Source organism: Persicimonas caeni (genome assembly GCF_006517175.1).
Lineage (GTDB): Bacteria > Myxococcota_A > Bradymonadia > Bradymonadales > Bradymonadaceae > Persicimonas > Persicimonas caeni.
Genome location: NZ_CP041186.1, coordinates 1,766,905 through 1,784,430 on the forward strand (window position 1 = coordinate 1,766,905; position 17,526 = coordinate 1,784,430).

Sequence of the window (17,526 nt, forward strand, 5' to 3'; positions counted from 1 at the left end):
CGATAACACCGGCTTTTGTATGACCGGATGTTTGAAACTCATGTTCAGGCTCGCGTGTGGGAGCACGTGTGTCGACCAAGGAGAGACTGATGACGAAGCATCAAGGAGCTTCCGCCCAGGAACTCGAAGAACAGTGGAGCAGCGACCCGCGTTGGGAGGGCATCAAACGCCCCTACGGCGGTGAGCAAGTAGTCAAGCTGCGTGGCTCGGTCCAAATCGAGCATACGCTGGCAAAAATCGGTGCCGAAAAATTGTGGCACCGCTTCAAGAATGAGGCCCCGGTGCGAGCGCTCAGCGCGCTGACCGGCAACCAGGCGGTTCAGGAGGTCCAGGCCGGCCTCAAAGCAGTCTACGTCAGCGGTTGGCAAACCGCCGGCGACGCCAACACCGCCGGTGAAATGTACCCCGACCAGAGCCTCTACCCGGTCGACAGCGTCCCCAAACTTGTCAGTCGCATCAACAAGGCCCTGCAGCGCTCCGACCAGATCGAGTCGCTCAACGGCGGTGGCGAAACCGATTGGTTTGCCCCCATCGTGGCCGACGCCGAAGCCGGCTTTGGCGGCAACCTCAACGCCTTCGAACTGATGAAGGCGATGATCGCCTCAGGCGCCGCAGGTGTGCACTTCGAAGACCAGCTCGCCTCGGCCAAGAAATGTGGCCACATGGGCGGCAAGGTGCTCGTGCCGGCAAGTGAGTTCCGCAACAAGCTCGTCGCGGCTCGCCTCGCCTCCGACGTGTGTGGTGTTCCCACGCTTCTGGTCGCCCGCACCGACGCCGACTCGGCTGACCTGCTGACCAACAACGTCGACCCGCTCGACGAGAAGTTCATCACCGGCGACCGCACCTCCGAGGGCTTCTATCGGGTGGACGGCGGCCTCGAGTACGCCATCGAGCGTGCGCTGGCCTACGCCCCTTACGCCGACCTGCTGTGGTGCGAGACCAAGACGCCGGATGTCGGCGAGGCGCGTGAGTTCGCCCAGGCGATCCACGAGAAGTATCCCAACAAGATGCTCGCCTACAACTGCTCGCCGTCGTTCAACTGGAAGCGTCACTTGGATGACAAAACCATCCGCACCTTCCAGGACCAGCTCGGCGACTTGGGCTACGTGCTCCAGTTCGTCACCCTGTCGGGCTTCCACGCCCTGAACACGGCAATGTTCGAGCTGGCGCTCGACTACAAAGAGCGCGGCATGGCCGCTTACTCGCAGCTCCAGCAGAAGGAGTTCGAGCTCGAAAAATCCGACAAGTACCGCGCCATCAAGCACCAGAGCTTCGTGGGCGCCGGCTACTTCGACGAAGTTCAGATGACGGTGACCGGCGGCGAAAGCGAGACGGTGGCCCTCAAAGGTTCGACTGAGGAGGAGCAGTTCGATTGAACTGACATGGCTCAGTGACGCGCGGGCGCCAGGGAAGGCGCTCGCGCACCTTGACGAAAAGCCCCGCCGGTTCACGCCGGCGGGGCTTTTCGCGTTTTGTGACGCCGGACAGCAGGGTGTCGTAGCGAGCCTCTCGAGCCTCGAAACCCCGCGCAAAACCTTCGCCAAACCGCGCGATTCTCGCAAATCTTGCGCGCCGAAAACGGTGCAATCACGGCGTGCACCACCGCTCGGAGGGGTGCGCGACTGGTATCAGTTGTGCATGCAAAGACCAGCGAGTCACGACGTCCGACTCCAGGAGATTCTCATGAGCGCCACATCTTCGACTCGACACGTCCACTTCGACGGTCACTCCCAAAGCGCGACCGAGGCACCGCCCTGGTCGCTCTACACACTGATGACCCTCGTCGCCTTCCAAGCGATCAGCGGCATCGCCGGCGGCCTGGGGCTGATGCTCAACCCGACAGGCGCCCCGCTGGGCATCCCGCAGGCGTGGTTGGCCGGCTCTCCCTTTGCCGACTACATGGTTCCCGGCGTCATCCTGTTTGCTGTGCTGGGCGTCTTTCCGACCGTCGTCGCCGTCGCTCTCTACTACCGGGTCAAATGGGCGTTTCTGGCGACATTGGCGGTGGGCCTCGGCCTCACGATCTGGATTGGCGTCGAGATCGCCATCATCGGCTATCACGTCGAGCCTCCGCTGCAGGCCATCTACGGCATGCTCGGCATCCTGATCACCGCGCTGGCGCTCAACCCCAAGATTCGCGAGCATTTGGTTCGCTGACCGGTTGACGCCAACGGCGCTTTTGGGTTTGTTGGGCCCATGAAGAAACGACCCAACATCGTTGTACTCGACGGCTACACCCTCAACCCCGGCGACGTCCCCTGGTCGCCGGTCGAAGCACTCGCCGACCTCACCGTCTACGACCGCACCCCCGACGACCAAGTCCTCGAGCGTGCGCGCCACGCCGATATCCTGCTGACCAACAAGACGCCGGTCTCCGGCGAACTCATCGACCAGCTCGACCGGCTCGCGTTCATCTCGGTGCTCGCCACCGGCTACGACGTCGTCGACGTCGAGGCCGCCAAGGAGCGCGGCATCCCGGTGTCGAACGTCCCCGAGTACGGCACCGACTCGGTCGCCCAACACACGTTTGCGCTGATTTTGGAGCTCACGAATCACGTCGCGCTGCACCACGCAGCGGTGCGCAAGGGCGCTTGGCAAGAGAGCGGCGACTTTTGCTTCTGGCGAAAGCCGGTCGTCGAACTCGCCGGCAAGACGCTCGGCATCGTCGGCCTGGGCAAGATCGGCCGGCGCGTCGCCCAAATGGGCCACGCGTTCGGCATGCGGGTGGTCGGCTCCTCTCGAAGCCAGAAAGACGCCCTGCCCTACGACGATTTCTCCTGGCTCGATACCAACGAGCTCTTCGCCACGAGCGACGTCGTCAGCCTGCACTGCCCGCTCACTGACAAGACCGAGCGTATGGTCGACGCAGACCTGCTCGCCTCGATGAAAGAGAGCGCCTTTTTGGTCAACACCGCCCGCGGCGCCCTCGTCGACCAAGAAGCGCTCGCCGACGCCCTTCGCACAGGCGAACTCGCCGGCGCAGCCGTCGACGTCGTCGACCGAGAGCCCATCGTCGACGCCAACCCTCTGCTCGACGCGCCCAACTGCATCATCACGCCTCATATGGCGTGGGCGAGCGTCGAGGCGCGCCGCCGGCTGATGCGCATGACCGCCGACAACGTCGAGGCGTTCCTGGCCGGTGAGCCGCGAAACGTGGTGAACGCTCAGTAGATTACAATTTGCTCGCCCCGCCAAGTAAGGCATCACTTTTTGAATCGGCCCTTCCCCCTTGTTACACTGCCCCCGATTTCTGAAATTCACTGACTTTTCCGGGGAAACCGATGCCGCTGAATATTCGAAACCGCCTGGCGATTTGCGCCATGACCGCCTGCGCGTTCGCAGGCATCACAGCCGCCGCACCGCAGACCGCCGAAGCCTGTGGCGGCTTCTTCTGCAACTCGCAGCAGCCGGTCAACCAGCAGGCCGAGCGGATCATCTTCTCGCAGAACACCGACGGCACCGTCAGCGCCGTGGTCCAGATCATGTATCAGGGCCCGGCCAGCGAATTTGCCTGGCTGCTGCCGGTTAGCGGCTCGCCCGAGGTGAGCGTGTCGTCGAACGCCGCCTTCCAGCGGCTGCAAAACGCCACCGCGCCGACCTACCGGCTCAATACGACCATCGAGGGTGACTGCGCTCAGCCCGATTGGGACAACGCCGGCGGCGGCGTCGACGCCGGAACGAGCGCTGATGCCGGCGCCGGCGGCGGTGGCGGCGGCGTGACCGTGGTCAACCAGGGCGCCGTCGGCCCCTACAACTACACCACGATTTCGGTCGACTCGGGGACGTCCGACCCAGCCCAGGCGGCCATCGATTGGCTCACGCAGAACAACTACGACGTGACCAATATCGGCGCCGACCTCATTCGGCCGTACCTCGAAGACGGCATGAATATCATCGCCTTCAAGCTGACCAAGTCGAAGGACGCCGGCGATATTCGCCCGGTTAAGCTCACCTACCCGGCCGAGCTGCCGATGATCCCCATCAAGCTGACCGCCGTGGCCGCCAACGACGACATGGGCGTGCTGGTGTGGGTCCTGGGCGAGTCGCGCGCCATCGCCAGCAACTACCGCTCGCTGGTGCTCAACGACGCGCTCATCAACTGGTTCAACCCCACCTCGAACTACGACGACGTGGTCACCCAGGCCGCCAACGAGGCCAACGGCCAGGGCTTCGTGACCGAGTATGCCGACGGGGCGACCAACGTCGACGGCGTCATCTTCTCCGACGGGGAGTTCGTCAACTGGAGCAACATCAACGACCCGAGCCAGTGGCAGGACGACCACGGCGAGCTCATCATGGAGGTGCTGCGCAGCTACGGCACCTTCGACGGCTTCAACCTCGTCGTCGACGAGACCGTGCCGCTGCCGTCTGGCTCGACGACCCAAGACTTTCTGAACTGCCCGAGCTGCGTCTTTAACGGAAGCTCCGGCGGCTCGGACGCGGGCTTCGGCACGCTGCCCGCCCAGATCGACGGCTTCAGCCCCGACGCCTTCTTGAGCGCGGTCGAAGAGCACGTCATCACCCCGATGCAGGAGACCGAGGCGCTCGTCGACTCGCGCCCCTACATCACCCGCATGTACACCACCATGTCGGCCGGCGACATGACCCTCGACCCGGTCTTCGACTTCAACGACACCCTCGGCAATGTGAGCAACCAGCACGTCGCCGACCGCACGATTTACTGCTCCCAGGCGGTCACCGTCCGCGAAGCTCCCTGGAAAGCCGTGCTCCCCAGCGGCGAAGAGGTCCACGGCCAAGGGGCGAGTTGGCCGCTGAGCGCCGACGACGGCCTGCCGGCCAACCGCCAGGTGCGCCAAGAGCACAACACCGGCAGCGGCGACACCATCGAGGACAACACCGACTCGATCGCGACCACCATCGCCGAGCACAACGCCACGGTCTCGCTCGACCCGGGCGAGGTGGACAATGGCGGCGATGCGGCAGGAGGTGATGTCGGCGCCGCTAGCGATGCCGGCGCGGGCGCGGGCGGCGACAGCGATAGCGGCTGCTCTGCGACGGGCACGGGCGTGCCTGTCGGGGGTGCGTTGGCTGTGGCGCTGTTGCTGGGAGTGGCGAGGTTGCGAAGGAGAGAGGTTGGGTAAAGTAATCCCCTGCTTTTTGAGCGGGCCCCACCGCCTCGCAAACTGCGCGAGGCACCTCCCCTTGCGCTGGAAAGCGCGCTGGGGAGGGGGATTGCAGGCAGCGGCCCGGGTTCAGAGGAGCAATCCCCCTCCCCGGGCCGTTGTTCAGGCCGCGGGGAGGTGTCGGCGAAGCGTAGCTGAGCCGACGGAGGGGCCCTGCCAACAAGCAAGGGATCCCAACCCCAATCTCAAATCCTCACCACCACCTTCCCAAAGTGCTTGCCCGCCTTCATATACTCCAACGCCTCCCTCGCCTCGCCGAACTCGAAGACCCGGTCGACCACCGGGCGCATCTCGTTGACCTCGATGGCGCGCACCATATTCTCGAGCATCTCGCGGCTGCCCACGAAGATGCCCTGCACGCGAATATTGTGCATCAGGATCGGGATGACGTTTAGCTTCTGGGCCACCCCGCTCAACACCCCGATGACGCTGACCTGCCCGCCGTAGCGCACCGCCGTGAGCGATTGCTGCAGGGTGCCCGCCCCGCCCACCTCGATGATGTGGTCGGCGCCGCGGCCGCCGGTCAGCTTGCGCACGACTTTGCCCCACTTCTCTTCGTCGCGATAATTGATGCCGTGCGAGGCGCCCATCTGGGCGACGCGCTCGAGCTTCTCGTTGGAGCTCGAGGTCATGATCACCTCGGCCCCCAGAAGCTGGGCGAATTGCAGCCCGAACATCGACACGCCGCCGGTGCCCTGGCAGACGACCACGTCGCCCGCTTTGACGTCGCCGTGCTCGGCGAGCGCGTTCCAGGCAGTCAACGCCGCGCACGGCAGCGTGGCCGCCTCCTCGAAGCTCAGGTGCTCGGGGATGGGCACCACGCCCTTTTGGTCGACGAGCACGTACTCGGCGATGGCCCCGTCGAGCGGGCCGCCCAGCGTGCTCTTGAACCTGGCGCGGCTCGGCTCCCCGGCGATCCAGTCCTGGGCGAAGATCGGCATGACCCGGTCGCCCACCTCGACGCGCTCGACGCCCTCGCCGACCTCAGCCACCTCGCCGGCGCCGTCGGAGAACGGGATCAGCGGCAGGGGTTGGCGGGGATTGTATTGCCCCTCGATCATCAAGATGTCGCGGAAATTCGGCGAGGCGGCCTTCATGCGCACGAGCACCTGGCCGGGGCCCGGGGTCGGGTCGGGACGCTCGACTTGCTTGAAGTTATCGAGTCCGAAGTCGTCTTGGATTTGGTAGGCTTTCATTGGGCTAGGGGTTTAGGGCTAGGGGTTTGGGGGTTTGGTCTTGAGGCTCGTGTGTTGGAAGTGGTAGCCAACTACACGCTCATTCGCAACAACAAGGAGAAACCACGTGTCTAATTCTAGCCACTCGCCTCGCCTACTGATTCTGGGCGGCACCCGCTTTCTCGGCCCGCATATGGTCGACGAGGCCAAGCGTCGCGGCTGGCGCGTCACGCTGTTCAACCGCGGCAAGAGCAACCCCGACCTGTTCGACAACGTCGAGCAGCTGCGCGGCGACCGCGCCGAGGGCGACCTGGCCGCGCTCGAAGGCCGCGAGTTCGACGCGGTCATCGACACCTCGGCGTATTACCCGCGGGCGGTGCGCGAGGTCCTCGAGGTGCTCGACGGCCACGTCGACCACTACGCGTTCATCTCGACGATCTCGGTGTACGCCGACTTCAGCAGCCTGGGCCTCGACGAGGAGAGCGAGCTTGCCACCCTCGACGACCCGACGACCGAAGAGGTCACCGCCGAGACCTACGGCGGGCTCAAAGTCCTGTGCGAAGAGGCCGCCCGCGAGCACTTCTCGGGCCGGCTCACGATCATCCGCCCGGGCATCGTCGCCGGCCCGCGCGACCACACCGACCGGTTCACCTACTGGCCGGTGCGCACCGCGCGCGGCGGCAAGATGGCCGTGCCCGGCTCGCCCAAAGACCCGGTCCAATATATCGACGTGCGCGACCTGGCCCGCTGGACGGTCGACACGCTGGCCGCCGAGACCACCGGCACCTTCAACGCCGTCGTCCCCGACGGCATGGTCACCATGGACGACCTCATCGACACCTGCCGCGAAATCGTCGACGATCCCGCCGAGCCCGTTTGGGTATCAGAGGACGTGATCGCCGCCCAGGACGACCCCGCGAGCTTCCCCATGTGGGCGCCCCCGAGCGGCGACCACCGAGGCATCTTCACGATCAGCTCCGAGCGGGCCATCAAGGCCGGCATGGCCCTGCGCTCGGTCGAAGAGACCGTCGAGGGAACCCTCGAGTGGTTCGAGTCGCTCCCCGACGAGCGCCGCCAAAACCTCGAAGCGGGCCCCACGCCCGCCCAAGAACAAGCGCTGCTCGACGCGCTCTCCTAAGACAGATCTCACCACGGAGAACACAGGGGACACGGAGAAGGGACGTATTGGTTAACTCAGTGTCCCCCGTGTTCTCCGTGGTGAATCCCCCGACATCGCAGAACCCATGAACAGTGACGATTTTCGCAAATACGCCCACCAACTGGTCGATTGGATGGCCGATTACCTCGAGACGGTCGGCGAGCGCCGGGTGGTGCCCGACGTCGAGCCGGGCGAGATTCGCGAGCAGATCCCGGGCGCCCCGCCCGAGGAGGCCGAGCCGTTCGAGCGGGTGTTTGCGGACTTCCAGGACGTCATCGTCCCCGGCATGACCCACTGGAATCACCCGGGGTGGTTCGCCTACTTCCCGGCCAATCACAGCCCGCCGTCGATCCTGGGCGAGATGCTCACCGCGACCATCGGGGCGCAGTGCATGTCGTGGCAGACCTCGCCGGCGGCGACCGAGCTCGAGCAGGTCGTCATGGGGTGGCTGTCGCAGATGTTGGGGCTGCCCGACGGGTTCACGGGCGTGATTCAGGACACCGCGTCGACCTCGACGCTGGTGGCGCTTCTGACCGCGCGCGAGAAGGCGACCGGCCACGGGTTCGGCAAGAGCGGCAGCGCGGCCGAGGGCGCCGACAAGCTCGTCGTCTACGCGTCGAGCGAGGCGCACTCGTCGATCGCCAAGGGCGTCAAGCTCGCCGGGTTCGGCCTCGAGAACCTGCGCGGCGTGCCCGTCGACGAGACCTTCGCGATGCGGCCGGACCAGTTGCGCGAGATGATCGAAGCCGACCTGGCCGACGGGCTCGTGCCCGCGTGCGTCGTCTCGACGGTGGGCACGACCTCGTCGACCGCCATCGACCCGGTGCGCGCCATCGGCGAAATCTGCCAAAAACATGGTGTCTGGCACCATGTCGACGCCGCCTACGCGGGCTCGGCGGCCGTCCTGCCCGAAAAACGCGACATCCTCGACGGCATGGAGCTCGTCGACAGCTTCGTGTTCAACCCGCACAAATGGCTGCTCACCAACTTCGACTGCTCGGCCTACTTCGTGCGCGACGTCGACGAGCTGCTGCACACCTGCCAACGCCAGGCCGAATACCTCAAGACCGACTTCGACGAAGACGCGCCCAACTTCCGCGACTGGGGCATCCCGCTGGGCCGCCGCTTCCGCGCGCTCAAGCTGTGGTTCGTGATTCGCACCTACGGCGTCGAGGGCCTGCGCCAGATGATCCGCGCCCATATCGACATGGCCCAGACCTTCCGCGGCTGGGTCGAGGACGACCCACGCTTCGAGCCGCTGGCGCCCTCGCCGTTCGGCCTCGTCTGCTTCCGCTACCACCCGCCCGAGCTCGACGCGTCCGACCCATCCGCGGAAGCCGAACTCGACCGCCTCAACGAGAAGCTCCTGCGCGAGGTCAACGCCGACGGCCGCGTCCACCTCACCCACACCCGCCTCGCCGGCCGCTACACCCTGCGCATGGCCATAGGCCAATGGCAAACCACCCTCGACGACGTCGAACTCGCGTGGCGCTTGATCTGTGAGAAGGTGGACTTGGTTGCAGGGGAGAGCTAACCGTAAAGGTCGCGACTAGTTCGGTGCGTGGGCATCTTGCCCTCGCCTGCTTAATCGGTGCGTGGGCATCTTGCCCCTCGTCTGCGAGCGCTGGAAGCACCCGCACCGATTGAGGGTTCGGTGCGTGGGCATCTTGCCCTCGCCTGCTTAATCGGTGCGTGGGCATCTTGCCCTCACCTGCTTAATCGGTGCGTGGGCATCTTGCCCTCGCCTGCTTAATCGGTGCGTGGGCATCTTGCCCTCGCCTGCGAGCGCTGGAAGCACCCGCACCGATTGAGGGTTCGGTGCGTGGGCATCTTGCCCTCGTCTGCGAGCGCTGGAAGCACTCGCTCCGATTGGCGGCCAACGCCCATGCTCAGCGCACGTCCCGGTAGTACACCCGCCCGTTCTGCTCGTCGGTCCACACCACAAACTCCTCGGTCGCCACGATCCCGCCGGCGCGCGTCCACGGCGTGACCTCGCTGAACGCGTCGTCCTCGCCATAGGTGTACCGAATGATCGTGTTGCGCACTGGAAAGTAAGCCGTCGCTCCCACGGTCGCCATGCGCGCGTGGTGCGGCGGCGGGGTGTAGGTCGGGCAGTCGCCCGAACCCTCCTGAAGGTCGATGCGACACAGCGCCAGCGCGTTATTCGGGAAGCTTCGGTAGCGAAGGTCGAACCATAGCCAGCCCTCGGCGTCGACGTGGATGTGCTGGGTGTAGAAATACTGCATGTTGTCGCCAAGCCCGATGCTGTCCTTGTCGATCATGACCTGGGCGCCCTCGGCTCCGCTCGTGTCGATATACGACAGCGTGGTCTCGGCGGCGCTCCCCTTCGTGCTGTAAAAAATCGTGGGACCGACCAACTCGACGCCGGACGGACCCACCAGATCTGTGAGCACGTCTTCGACGGTGTCAGACACCGTGTCGTAGCGGCGCAGCGTGGTTTCGGAGAGCCACACCACGTGAGTTTCGTTGGCGGTGAGCGCGCGGGGATCGACCTGGGCGTCGGCGAGTGTGGTGCTCGTGCCGTCGTTCGGATCGACCTGCACGATCGTCTCGGCGCCCGGGTCGGCGACGAAAAGCGAGGCGCCGTCGGTGACCATCTCGGTGGGCGTGTTCAGGCCCTCGTAGACCGAGGCGACGGTCCAGTCGGTCGGGTCGATGCTCACGATGCTGCCCGCGCCGCGGTCGAGGACGTACCACTGGCCGCCTGCTGCGACGATGGGGCCGGGCTCGAGGAGGCCCTCGGTGACAACTGCGGGAAGCTCGGCGGCGGGAGCCAGGGGGCGGTCGGTCTGCCGGCGGTTTTCGTCGGCGGGCGCGCTCAACTCGCCGCGCACCGCGCCGTCCGGGGGAGCAGCGAGGTCGGCGTCCCAGGCGCAGCGAAAGCCGATATTGCGCGAGCGGCGCTCGGGGTTGGCGCCCCAGCGCGCCTTCGTGCGGCGCCAGCGCCCGCTCGACAGGTGTCCGCCGCCGCGCACCACGCGCAGCGTACCGGCCTCCGCGTCGGTCGGCTGGGGGCCGGTGGGGTTCGTCTGCGCGGCGCCGTCCTCGGCGTAGCGCGCGTACGGGTCGGCAACCCACTCGGCGACGTTGCCCGCCATGTCGAAGACGCCCTCGGGCGTCTGCCCGGCCGCCAGGCTGCCCACGTCGAGCACGCCCTGCTGGCAAAACGAGGCCCCGGCGAAGTAATTGGCGGCCTCGCAGCCAGCGCCCTCGTCACCCCACGGAAACTCGCGGTTGTCGGTCCCGGCGGCCGCATACTCCCACTCCGCCTCGGTGGGCAGGCGCTTTCCGGCCCACTTGCAGTAGTGATCGGCAGCTTGCCAGGTCACGAAGCGCACCGGCTCGTTCGCGGTGCCCTCGACGGGCAAATAGCCCCCGTCGACCTTCTCGATGTGCTGGTTGGGATGCCAGTGATAGTCGCCGGCCGCCCATGTCAAAAAGAGGGCGAACTCGGCGACCGTGACCTCGTGCCGGTCGAGGGAGAAGGCGTCGACGGTCACCTCGTGGGCGGGCTGCTCGTTGACGAACCAGCGGTCGCCGTAGCGGCCGAGCTCCTCGTCGGTGCTCGTGCCCATGGTGAACGTGCCCCCTTCGAGCGCGACCATCGTCGACGGGTGGACCTCGGGGGCCTGGGCTTGCTTGTCGGCCTGCTTGTTGGCGGCGTGTGCGGCGCCCGCGCTCAGCAGCAGCGCGCTGAAGGCGATGGTCGTGGTCATGCTCGTCGTAAGAGACGTCTTCATTGGTCACTCCCGGGCAGGGGACGCTCGGACAAAAAGTCCCACCACTGCTGGTTGAGCTGGGATTGCCAGCGGTGAGCGACGTTTTCGAGGCGGTGGTACACGAGGTTCTCGCCGCGCTGCCAGCCGAGGCTTTCGAGGCGCTCGACGATGGCGTCGGCGGCGTGCATGCCTTGGGCGCAGCTGCGACCAGGCGCCGCCGCGCAAGTGCCCCCGGGGCGGCAGTCGATGCACACGTCGTCATCTTGGACCCCGTGGATGAAGACGAGCGGGACCTGGCGGCCGTCCCACGCGCTCAAGCGCTCGTCGAGGTAGCCGAACTCGGTGAAGCCCGACTGGACGACCGCGCCGGCGATGAGGTCGGAGAGCTCGATGGCCCCGATAAACGCCATCGCCGCCCCGCGCGAGTGCCCGCTCAGGTAGATGCGGCGCCGGTCGACGTTGTAGTCGGCGCCGACCTCGTCGATGATCTGGCGCAAAAACTGGAAGTCGGGGTTCTCGTCGGTCGCGTTCGCCCAGTCCCAATCCGTCCACCACGCCCAGCGGCCCTGGCGAAACTCCTGGCCGGCGTACACCACGATGAAGGCGTTGAGGTCGGCGGTGCGCGTCAGATCGGTGTGCGGGGCCATCACACGGTGCCCGACACGGTGCCCGGGCATGTTGATGACCAGCGGATAGGCCCGGGCCGGATCATAGAATCGCGGGACGTCGACGCGGTAGTGGCGCTGCACCTCGCCGACGTCCTCGAGCCCGCTGGGCACCGGCGTGGTCCGGTCGACGAAGCCCGTCACCGGCTGGTCGCCGGCCGACGGGTCCGGGGCGGCGTAGGCCGGCTCGGCCGACTCCTCGCGGTGCGCACAGGCCGCCGCGAACAAGTACAGCGCCTCGCCGCTCTCACACGCCGCCACGCAATCGGCCGAGTCGGTGCCGAGCGCACAATTGGCCGGCTCGTCACAGGTGCCGTCGTTGGCAAACTCGCACGAATTCGCCGGGTCGGGCTTCTGCTTGTCGTCCCCGCAACCGGCGACGACGCCTGCGGCCAGGGCGACGAGCAGGGCCAGTTTCGCAATCGCTTTCATGATCTTGTCCGAGAAGGTGCCTCACGCGCCTATAAGTAAGCGCTTACTTACTTTAGGTATGGGTGAAATGCAAGTGTTGGTGTGGGGGGCTAACCGGGAAGGGCGCAAAGGTCACAAAGGGAAAGGCTGAGTGCAATCACGGAGGGCTGTCGTCAATCCGTGCGAGTGCTTCCAGCTCTCGCTTACGAGGGCAAGATGCCCACGCACCGAACTCTCAATCGGTGCGGGTGCTTCCAGCTCTCGCTCACGAGGGCAAGATGCCCACGCACCGAACAACACGAGGGCAAGATGCCCACGCACCGAACAAAACGAGGGCAAGATGCCCACGCACCGAACAACACGAGGGCAAGATGCCCCCGCACCGAGCAACACGAGGGCAAGATGCCCCCGCACCGAGCAACACGAGGGCAAGATGCCCACGCACCGAACCCTCAATCGTGCGAGTGCTTCCGTGAATGTACTTATTGACCGTAAAAGAGAAAGGCAGCGCCGGCGACATCGCGCGCATCGTGCATGCCGGACATCGTCACGAGCACGTCGGGGCGGCCATCGGCGTCGATATCGCCGGCGGGGCTGACCGAGAAGCCCAACGAGGCTTCCTTGTTGGGGCCCACGAAATCGCGCGCCCATTCGCCCATCTCGACCGATTGACCCTCGAGTTGCGCGGCTTCTTCGGAACCGTAGACCAGGTGCACCGCCCCGGCCCGTCGCATCGAGGCTGCATCTTCAGCCACCAACGGGGCGCCGACGAGCACGTCGTCGAATCCGTCGCCGTCGAGGTCGCCCACCGCGGCGAGCGCGCTGCCTGCTTGGCCACGGTCGGCGGTGCCTTGTAGGCGCACCGACGCATCGGCGATGGGCACCAAGCTGCCCGCGGTGCCCAACGTCGAGCCGCCGAACACGACATAGACCGCGCCGGACTCGTCAGCACCGTCAGGGCCGCCGACGAGCGGCTCGCCCACCAAAAGGTCGCGGGCGCCGTCGCCGTCGAGGTCGCCGGCGGGCGAAACGGCCGCGCCGAGGCTTCCGGCCGATCGGCTGTCGGGAGGGGTCAGGTGGACGGCGACGTCGCCGATCTCGAAGGTCTCGTCCGTCCAGGTGCTGTTGCCGTAGACCACGTAGGCCGCGCCCGCGTCGGCGGCGGCCAGCGGCGCGCCGACGACCAGGTCGCCCAGGCCGTCGCCGTTGATATCTCCCACTCCGGCCAACGAGCGCCCGGCGCCCTCGTCATTCGTGCCGAGCAAGCGCACGTCCGCGCCTTCGCTGGGGCCCAGGTACATGCGGTCGGTTGGGACTGGACGCCCGAAGATGATGTGGACACGCCCATCCTCCACGCCGACGCCCCCGCCGCGGCCTTCGGAGACGACCATGTCGTCGAGCCCGTCCCCGTTGAGGTCGGGGGCGATGTCGACCGCGTAGCCGAGCCTGTCTTCGATCCGCTCGTAGTACTCGCCATCGGGCCCATCTCGCAGAAGGTCGCCGCGCAAGCCGGCGCCGCCGAGGAAGAGGAGCGCGCGCCCCTTGTCGCCATTCCAGCCGGGCTGGCCCACGAGCAGGTCGTCGACGCCGTCGCCGTTGACGTCTCCCGACGCGTCGACGGCAAGCCCGCGGTCGCCGTATTGGGGTACCTCGAGTGTCGCGACGGCCGAGTTCAGGTCGACGGCGCCCTGCAGCGCGGCCGAGCCGTCGATGACCCACAACGCGAACGTCGCGTCTCGGTGGCCGGTGATGACGATATCGTCGCGCCCGTCGCCGGTCAGATCGCCGCCGCCGGCGACGCGCCACGGAACAGTCCCGCCGCAACAGGATTGCGTGGGCCCGAAAAAGGAGGCATCGGCAAAGTCGACGGAGAGTTGGTAGTCGCAGGCGTCTTGGACGCCGTCGGCGTCGCGGTCGCGTTGGTGGGGGTTGGCGCGATTGGGGCAGCCGTCTTCCGAATCGATGACGCCGTCGCCGTCGGTGTCGACGCCGCAGCCTTCGTCGCAGGTGTCGGTCTCAGACGTGTCACTCGCGTCGGCCACGTCCGGCGCGACGTCGTTCGCGGTGTCGGACACGGTGTCAGACACCGTGTCGGCGGCGTCTCGGCCGGTGTCAGGGGGCGTGTCTGCGCTGGTATCGGACGCATCGACAGGCGCTTCTTCGGCGAGCAGGCAGATGCGGCTTCCAAAGGCGACGCCTCCGGTCGACACGCACTCGTAGCCCGGTTGGCAGTCGGCGTCGGCCTCGCATGCTTGGCCGGCAGGCGAGCTACACGCGCTCGCAGCGAATAGCGCTGCCACTCCGAAAGCACACGCCACGATATGTCGGGACGCGCCTATCCACCTACTGCTCGACATCGAACCCACTCCCGCAACCAACACATATTCAAACACTCAAAACACAAAAAATCGTCGACCCGCCCGGCGCCTACCACCGAAGCACGCCGCGCACCGCCGGTCCGCCGGAGCCCCAGCCGACCTCGGTGCTCACGGTGGCGGCCTCGTCGCCCTCTCCCTGGGTCTCGATCGCCCACAGGGCGACGCCGCCGCCCAACAGGACCGCGCCCGCCGAATAGAGCACGACGGTGCGCACCTGGGCGCTGTCGGCTTCGCTCTTGAGCGTCTGGGCGCGCTGGCGGTCGCCGCTGTTATTGGCCGCCACGAACTCCTCGGCGCGCGATTGGGCGCTGTAGTCGGAGGCGATGCCCCCGACCAGAAGCGCGGCGCCCACGCCCATCGAACCGTAGGCGGCGTAGGTCATCCAGGGCGTCTCGCCGCCGCTGTCGGCCACGGGAGGGGCTTCGACCTGCTGCTCTTGCGCCTCTTCGAGCGCGACCTTCTCTTCGACGAGCTTGCCCGGCTCGAGCGTGACGTTGACGGTCTTTTCGGCATATCCGTTCGCGCTGACGACCAACTCGAACGCCCCCGGCGTCACCTTGCGGCGAAGCGGACACGTCAGGGTGTTCTCGCCGACCTGCACCGTGGCGTTGGGCGGCGTACACTCGAGGCTGAGGGTGGCGAACGGCTTGCAATCGTCGGCGCTCTTGAGCTGCTCGACGACCTCGACGCGCACGTCGTCCGGCAGCTTGGGCCGGGCGAGGACATCGGTGTAGGCGTCCTTGGCCTTCTGACAGGCGCCCGTCTGCTGGTGCAGCTTTCCGATATTGAAGGCGAGCTTGGGGTGGTCGAGGATCTGGCGGGCCTCTTCGAACTTGTCGAGGGCCTGCCACGGTTGGCCATCGTCGCGCAGCTGCGAGCCTTGCTTGACCAACTGCTTGAAGGTTTGGAGCTCTTCCTTGGAAGGCTTGGCGGCACGCGCCACCTGGGGGAACAGCCCGACGGCGACCACGCTCAGCGCCAGTGAGGTTCTACAGATACTCGTCCAAAAACTCATCGACGTTTTCCTCGCCTTCTTTCTTCGGCTTTGGCTTGTTGGCGGGTTTCTGACGCGTGCTGGGCGCCGGCTTGTTGACTCGCTGCGGGCGCTTCTCGACCTGCGGCTTCGGCTCGGGTTTGGGCAGCGCGGCCAGCTCGACAGTTTGCGTCTTGTCCGAGTCGGCGGTCACTTCGAGGCTGGACGTCTCGAAGCCCTCTTTTTCGAAGCGCAGCGTCATCGGCAACGCGCCCGGCTCGAAAGAGTGGTCGAGCGGCGTCTGTCCGAGAGGCTCGTCACCAGCGTAAACGGTCGCCCCGGAGGGCGTGCTCTCGATGCTGAATTCGACCGGCGCAGGTAGCACAGGCTCGTCGTTTTCGGCCTCGGCGCCCTCTTCGGCGCCCGCTTCGCCCAGCGCCGGAGCTTGTTCGTCGTCGTCGACCGCAATAGCCTCCGGCGCGGGAGCTTTCGCCTCTTCGCCTTCGACCGCGGTCTGGCTTCCCAACTCGATGGGGGCCTGCTCGCCGTCGGACGAGCTCGTCGCGAAATACGCGGCGCCCGCGCCGGCGGCCAACACGACGGCAGCGACGACAACCCACAGCGCCTTGCCTTTGCTCTTTTCGTCGGTGGCCGCCGTGCCGGGCATCGTGTCTTGGATATAATTCGGCGCGCGCAGCTCCGGCTCCGGAGTGGGGCTCTTGGGCGACGGGAACGGCGTGACGAGCGTGGCGTCATTCTCGATGTCGTGGGCCGGCGGCTGGCCGAGCGCCGGCGAGGAATGCTCACCGGTCGGCGGCGTCTGATTGGCCTGCGGCAGACTGCTGCTCGAATCCTGCTGGTGGCTCGGCGAGTGGGTCGGCAGCTCGGCGGTCGGCGGCTTGCTTCCGGGGAACGCGCCCGACTGGGGGCGGAGTAACTCGCCGACCTGCGTGGGACGTAGCCGCAAGTCAGCGGGAAGCCGGTCGACGATCGCCTCGAGCGCCTCGAACATCTGGTCGGCGTTCTGGTAGCGCTGGGCGGGCTCTTTGTGCGTCGCCCGAAGGATGACCTCGCCGAGCGGCGTCGCCGCGATCCGGCGGGGCACCTGTACGTGGCGCTGCATCTGCATCATCAACGTCTGCGCGGTCGTCGTGCCGCTGAAGGCGCGCCGGCCGGTGAGCATCTCGAGCAAGATCAGCCCGACGGCGTACACGTCGGCAGCCTTTTGAGGCGTGGGATCGTGCAGGTACTCGGGGGCGACGTAGGCGGCGGTGCCGCAGATCGAGCCGGTCGCCGTCAGGTCCGAGCCGCCCTCCTCGAGGGATTTGGCGATGCCGAAATCGAGGATTTTGACCTGGTCTTGGCCGCGGCGGTCCTGGGTGAGAAAGATATTGCTCGGCTTGAGGTCGCGGTGGACGAAATCCTGCTCGTGCGCTTCGCCGAGCCCGTCGAGCACCTGCATGGTGACTTCGACGGCGCGGCCGAGCGGCAGCGGCCCCTCCTGCGCGATGACCTCTTTGAGGTCGGCGCCCTCCAACAGCTCCATGACCACGTAGATCAGCCCGTTTTCGGCCTCTCCGAAGTCGTACAGGCGGATGGTGTTGGGGTGGTTGAGCATCTGGGCCAGGCGCACCTCGCGCTCGAAGCGAGCCACGACGTGGTCTTCCTGGGCGATATGCGGGTGCAAGATCTTGATGGCGACCTCGCGCCCCATGCGCAGGTGTTTGGCGCGCAAAATGACGCCCATGCCGCCGGTGGCGAGCACCTGCCTGATCTCGTAGCGCCCCTCGAGGACGTCCCCGACGCGCGGCATTTGAAACCGACCAAGTTGTGTCTGACCAGCACTCATGGGCTCGCCGAGGTGCGGGCGACCGGCGCTGT

The 17,526-nt window shown here is 66.5% G+C and carries 12 protein-coding genes; 6 read left to right on the plus strand and 6 right to left on the minus strand.

The genetic code is table 11. The features are described from left to right. Positions 1 to 89 precede the first annotated feature (89 nt). From aceA to FIV42_RS30580, 4 genes are all read left to right on the plus strand, one after another. Positions 90 to 1,376 carry an isocitrate lyase gene (aceA, locus tag FIV42_RS06545; protein ID WP_141196896.1) on the plus strand — a complete coding sequence of 429 codons (1,287 nt, stop codon included), beginning with the start codon at positions 90 to 92 and terminating at the stop codon, positions 1,374 to 1,376. A 307-nt stretch (positions 1,377 to 1,683) separates the two neighbouring features. Further along, positions 1,684 to 2,157 (plus strand): hypothetical protein, encoded by a 474-nt coding sequence (locus FIV42_RS06550; RefSeq protein WP_141196897.1) that lies wholly within the window; start codon positions 1,684 to 1,686, stop codon positions 2,155 to 2,157. Between the two features lie 39 nt (positions 2,158 to 2,196). After that, the gene (locus FIV42_RS06555) at positions 2,197 to 3,171 is read left to right on the plus strand and encodes a D-2-hydroxyacid dehydrogenase (protein ID WP_141196898.1); all 975 of its coding nucleotides are present in this window, start codon (positions 2,197 to 2,199) and stop codon (positions 3,169 to 3,171) included. A 110-nt stretch (positions 3,172 to 3,281) separates the two neighbouring features. After that, positions 3,282 to 5,102, plus strand: a complete 1,821-nt coding sequence (locus FIV42_RS30580) for a DUF2330 domain-containing protein (protein WP_141196899.1) — start codon at positions 3,282 to 3,284, stop codon at positions 5,100 to 5,102. Positions 5,103 to 5,329: 227 nt separating this feature from the next. Here the strand turns inward: FIV42_RS30580 and FIV42_RS06565 are convergent, their stop codons facing one another. Continuing rightward, positions 5,330 to 6,340, minus strand: coding sequence for a zinc-dependent alcohol dehydrogenase family protein (locus FIV42_RS06565; protein WP_141196900.1), 1,011 nt, complete (start codon positions 6,338 to 6,340; stop codon positions 5,330 to 5,332). A 106-nt stretch (positions 6,341 to 6,446) separates the two neighbouring features. Between FIV42_RS06565 and FIV42_RS06570 the strand changes: the two genes are divergently transcribed. Both FIV42_RS06570 and FIV42_RS06575 read left to right on the plus strand, forming a co-directional pair. Then, complete coding sequence (locus FIV42_RS06570; RefSeq protein ID WP_141196901.1) at positions 6,447 to 7,457, plus strand: NAD-dependent epimerase/dehydratase family protein; 1,011 nt, start codon at positions 6,447 to 6,449, stop codon at positions 7,455 to 7,457. Between the two features lie 106 nt (positions 7,458 to 7,563). Next, positions 7,564 to 9,012, plus strand: a complete 1,449-nt coding sequence (locus FIV42_RS06575; RefSeq protein WP_141196902.1) for a pyridoxal phosphate-dependent decarboxylase family protein — start codon at positions 7,564 to 7,566, stop codon at positions 9,010 to 9,012. 355 nt (positions 9,013 to 9,367) lie between these two features. Here FIV42_RS06575 and FIV42_RS06580 read toward each other — a convergent pair whose 3' ends face one another. The 5 genes from FIV42_RS06580 to FIV42_RS06600 form a co-directional block, all read right to left on the minus strand. Next, positions 9,368 to 11,239, minus strand: a complete 1,872-nt coding sequence (locus FIV42_RS06580; protein ID WP_141196903.1) for an SUMF1/EgtB/PvdO family nonheme iron enzyme — start codon at positions 11,237 to 11,239, stop codon at positions 9,368 to 9,370. Beyond that, positions 11,236 to 12,315, minus strand: a complete 1,080-nt coding sequence (locus FIV42_RS06585; protein WP_141196904.1) for an alpha/beta hydrolase family esterase — start codon at positions 12,313 to 12,315, stop codon at positions 11,236 to 11,238. Before FIV42_RS06585 ends, FIV42_RS06580 begins: the two co-directional genes overlap by 4 nt. A gap of 461 nt (positions 12,316 to 12,776) precedes the next feature. Continuing rightward, positions 12,777 to 14,594: a VCBS repeat-containing protein gene (locus FIV42_RS06590; protein WP_168210463.1), complete on the minus strand. Its 1,818-nt coding sequence runs from the start codon at positions 14,592 to 14,594 to the stop codon at positions 12,777 to 12,779. A gap of 127 nt (positions 14,595 to 14,721) precedes the next feature. Beyond that, a complete protein-coding gene (locus tag FIV42_RS06595; RefSeq protein ID WP_141196906.1) occupies positions 14,722 to 15,687 on the minus strand; it encodes a PEGA domain-containing protein in 966 nt (321 codons plus the stop codon). Then, positions 15,662 to 17,458, minus strand: coding sequence for a serine/threonine-protein kinase (locus tag FIV42_RS06600; RefSeq protein ID WP_168210464.1), 1,797 nt, complete (start codon positions 17,456 to 17,458; stop codon positions 15,662 to 15,664). Before FIV42_RS06600 ends, FIV42_RS06595 begins: the two co-directional genes overlap by 26 nt. Between the last annotated feature and the right edge of the window lie 68 nt (positions 17,459 to 17,526).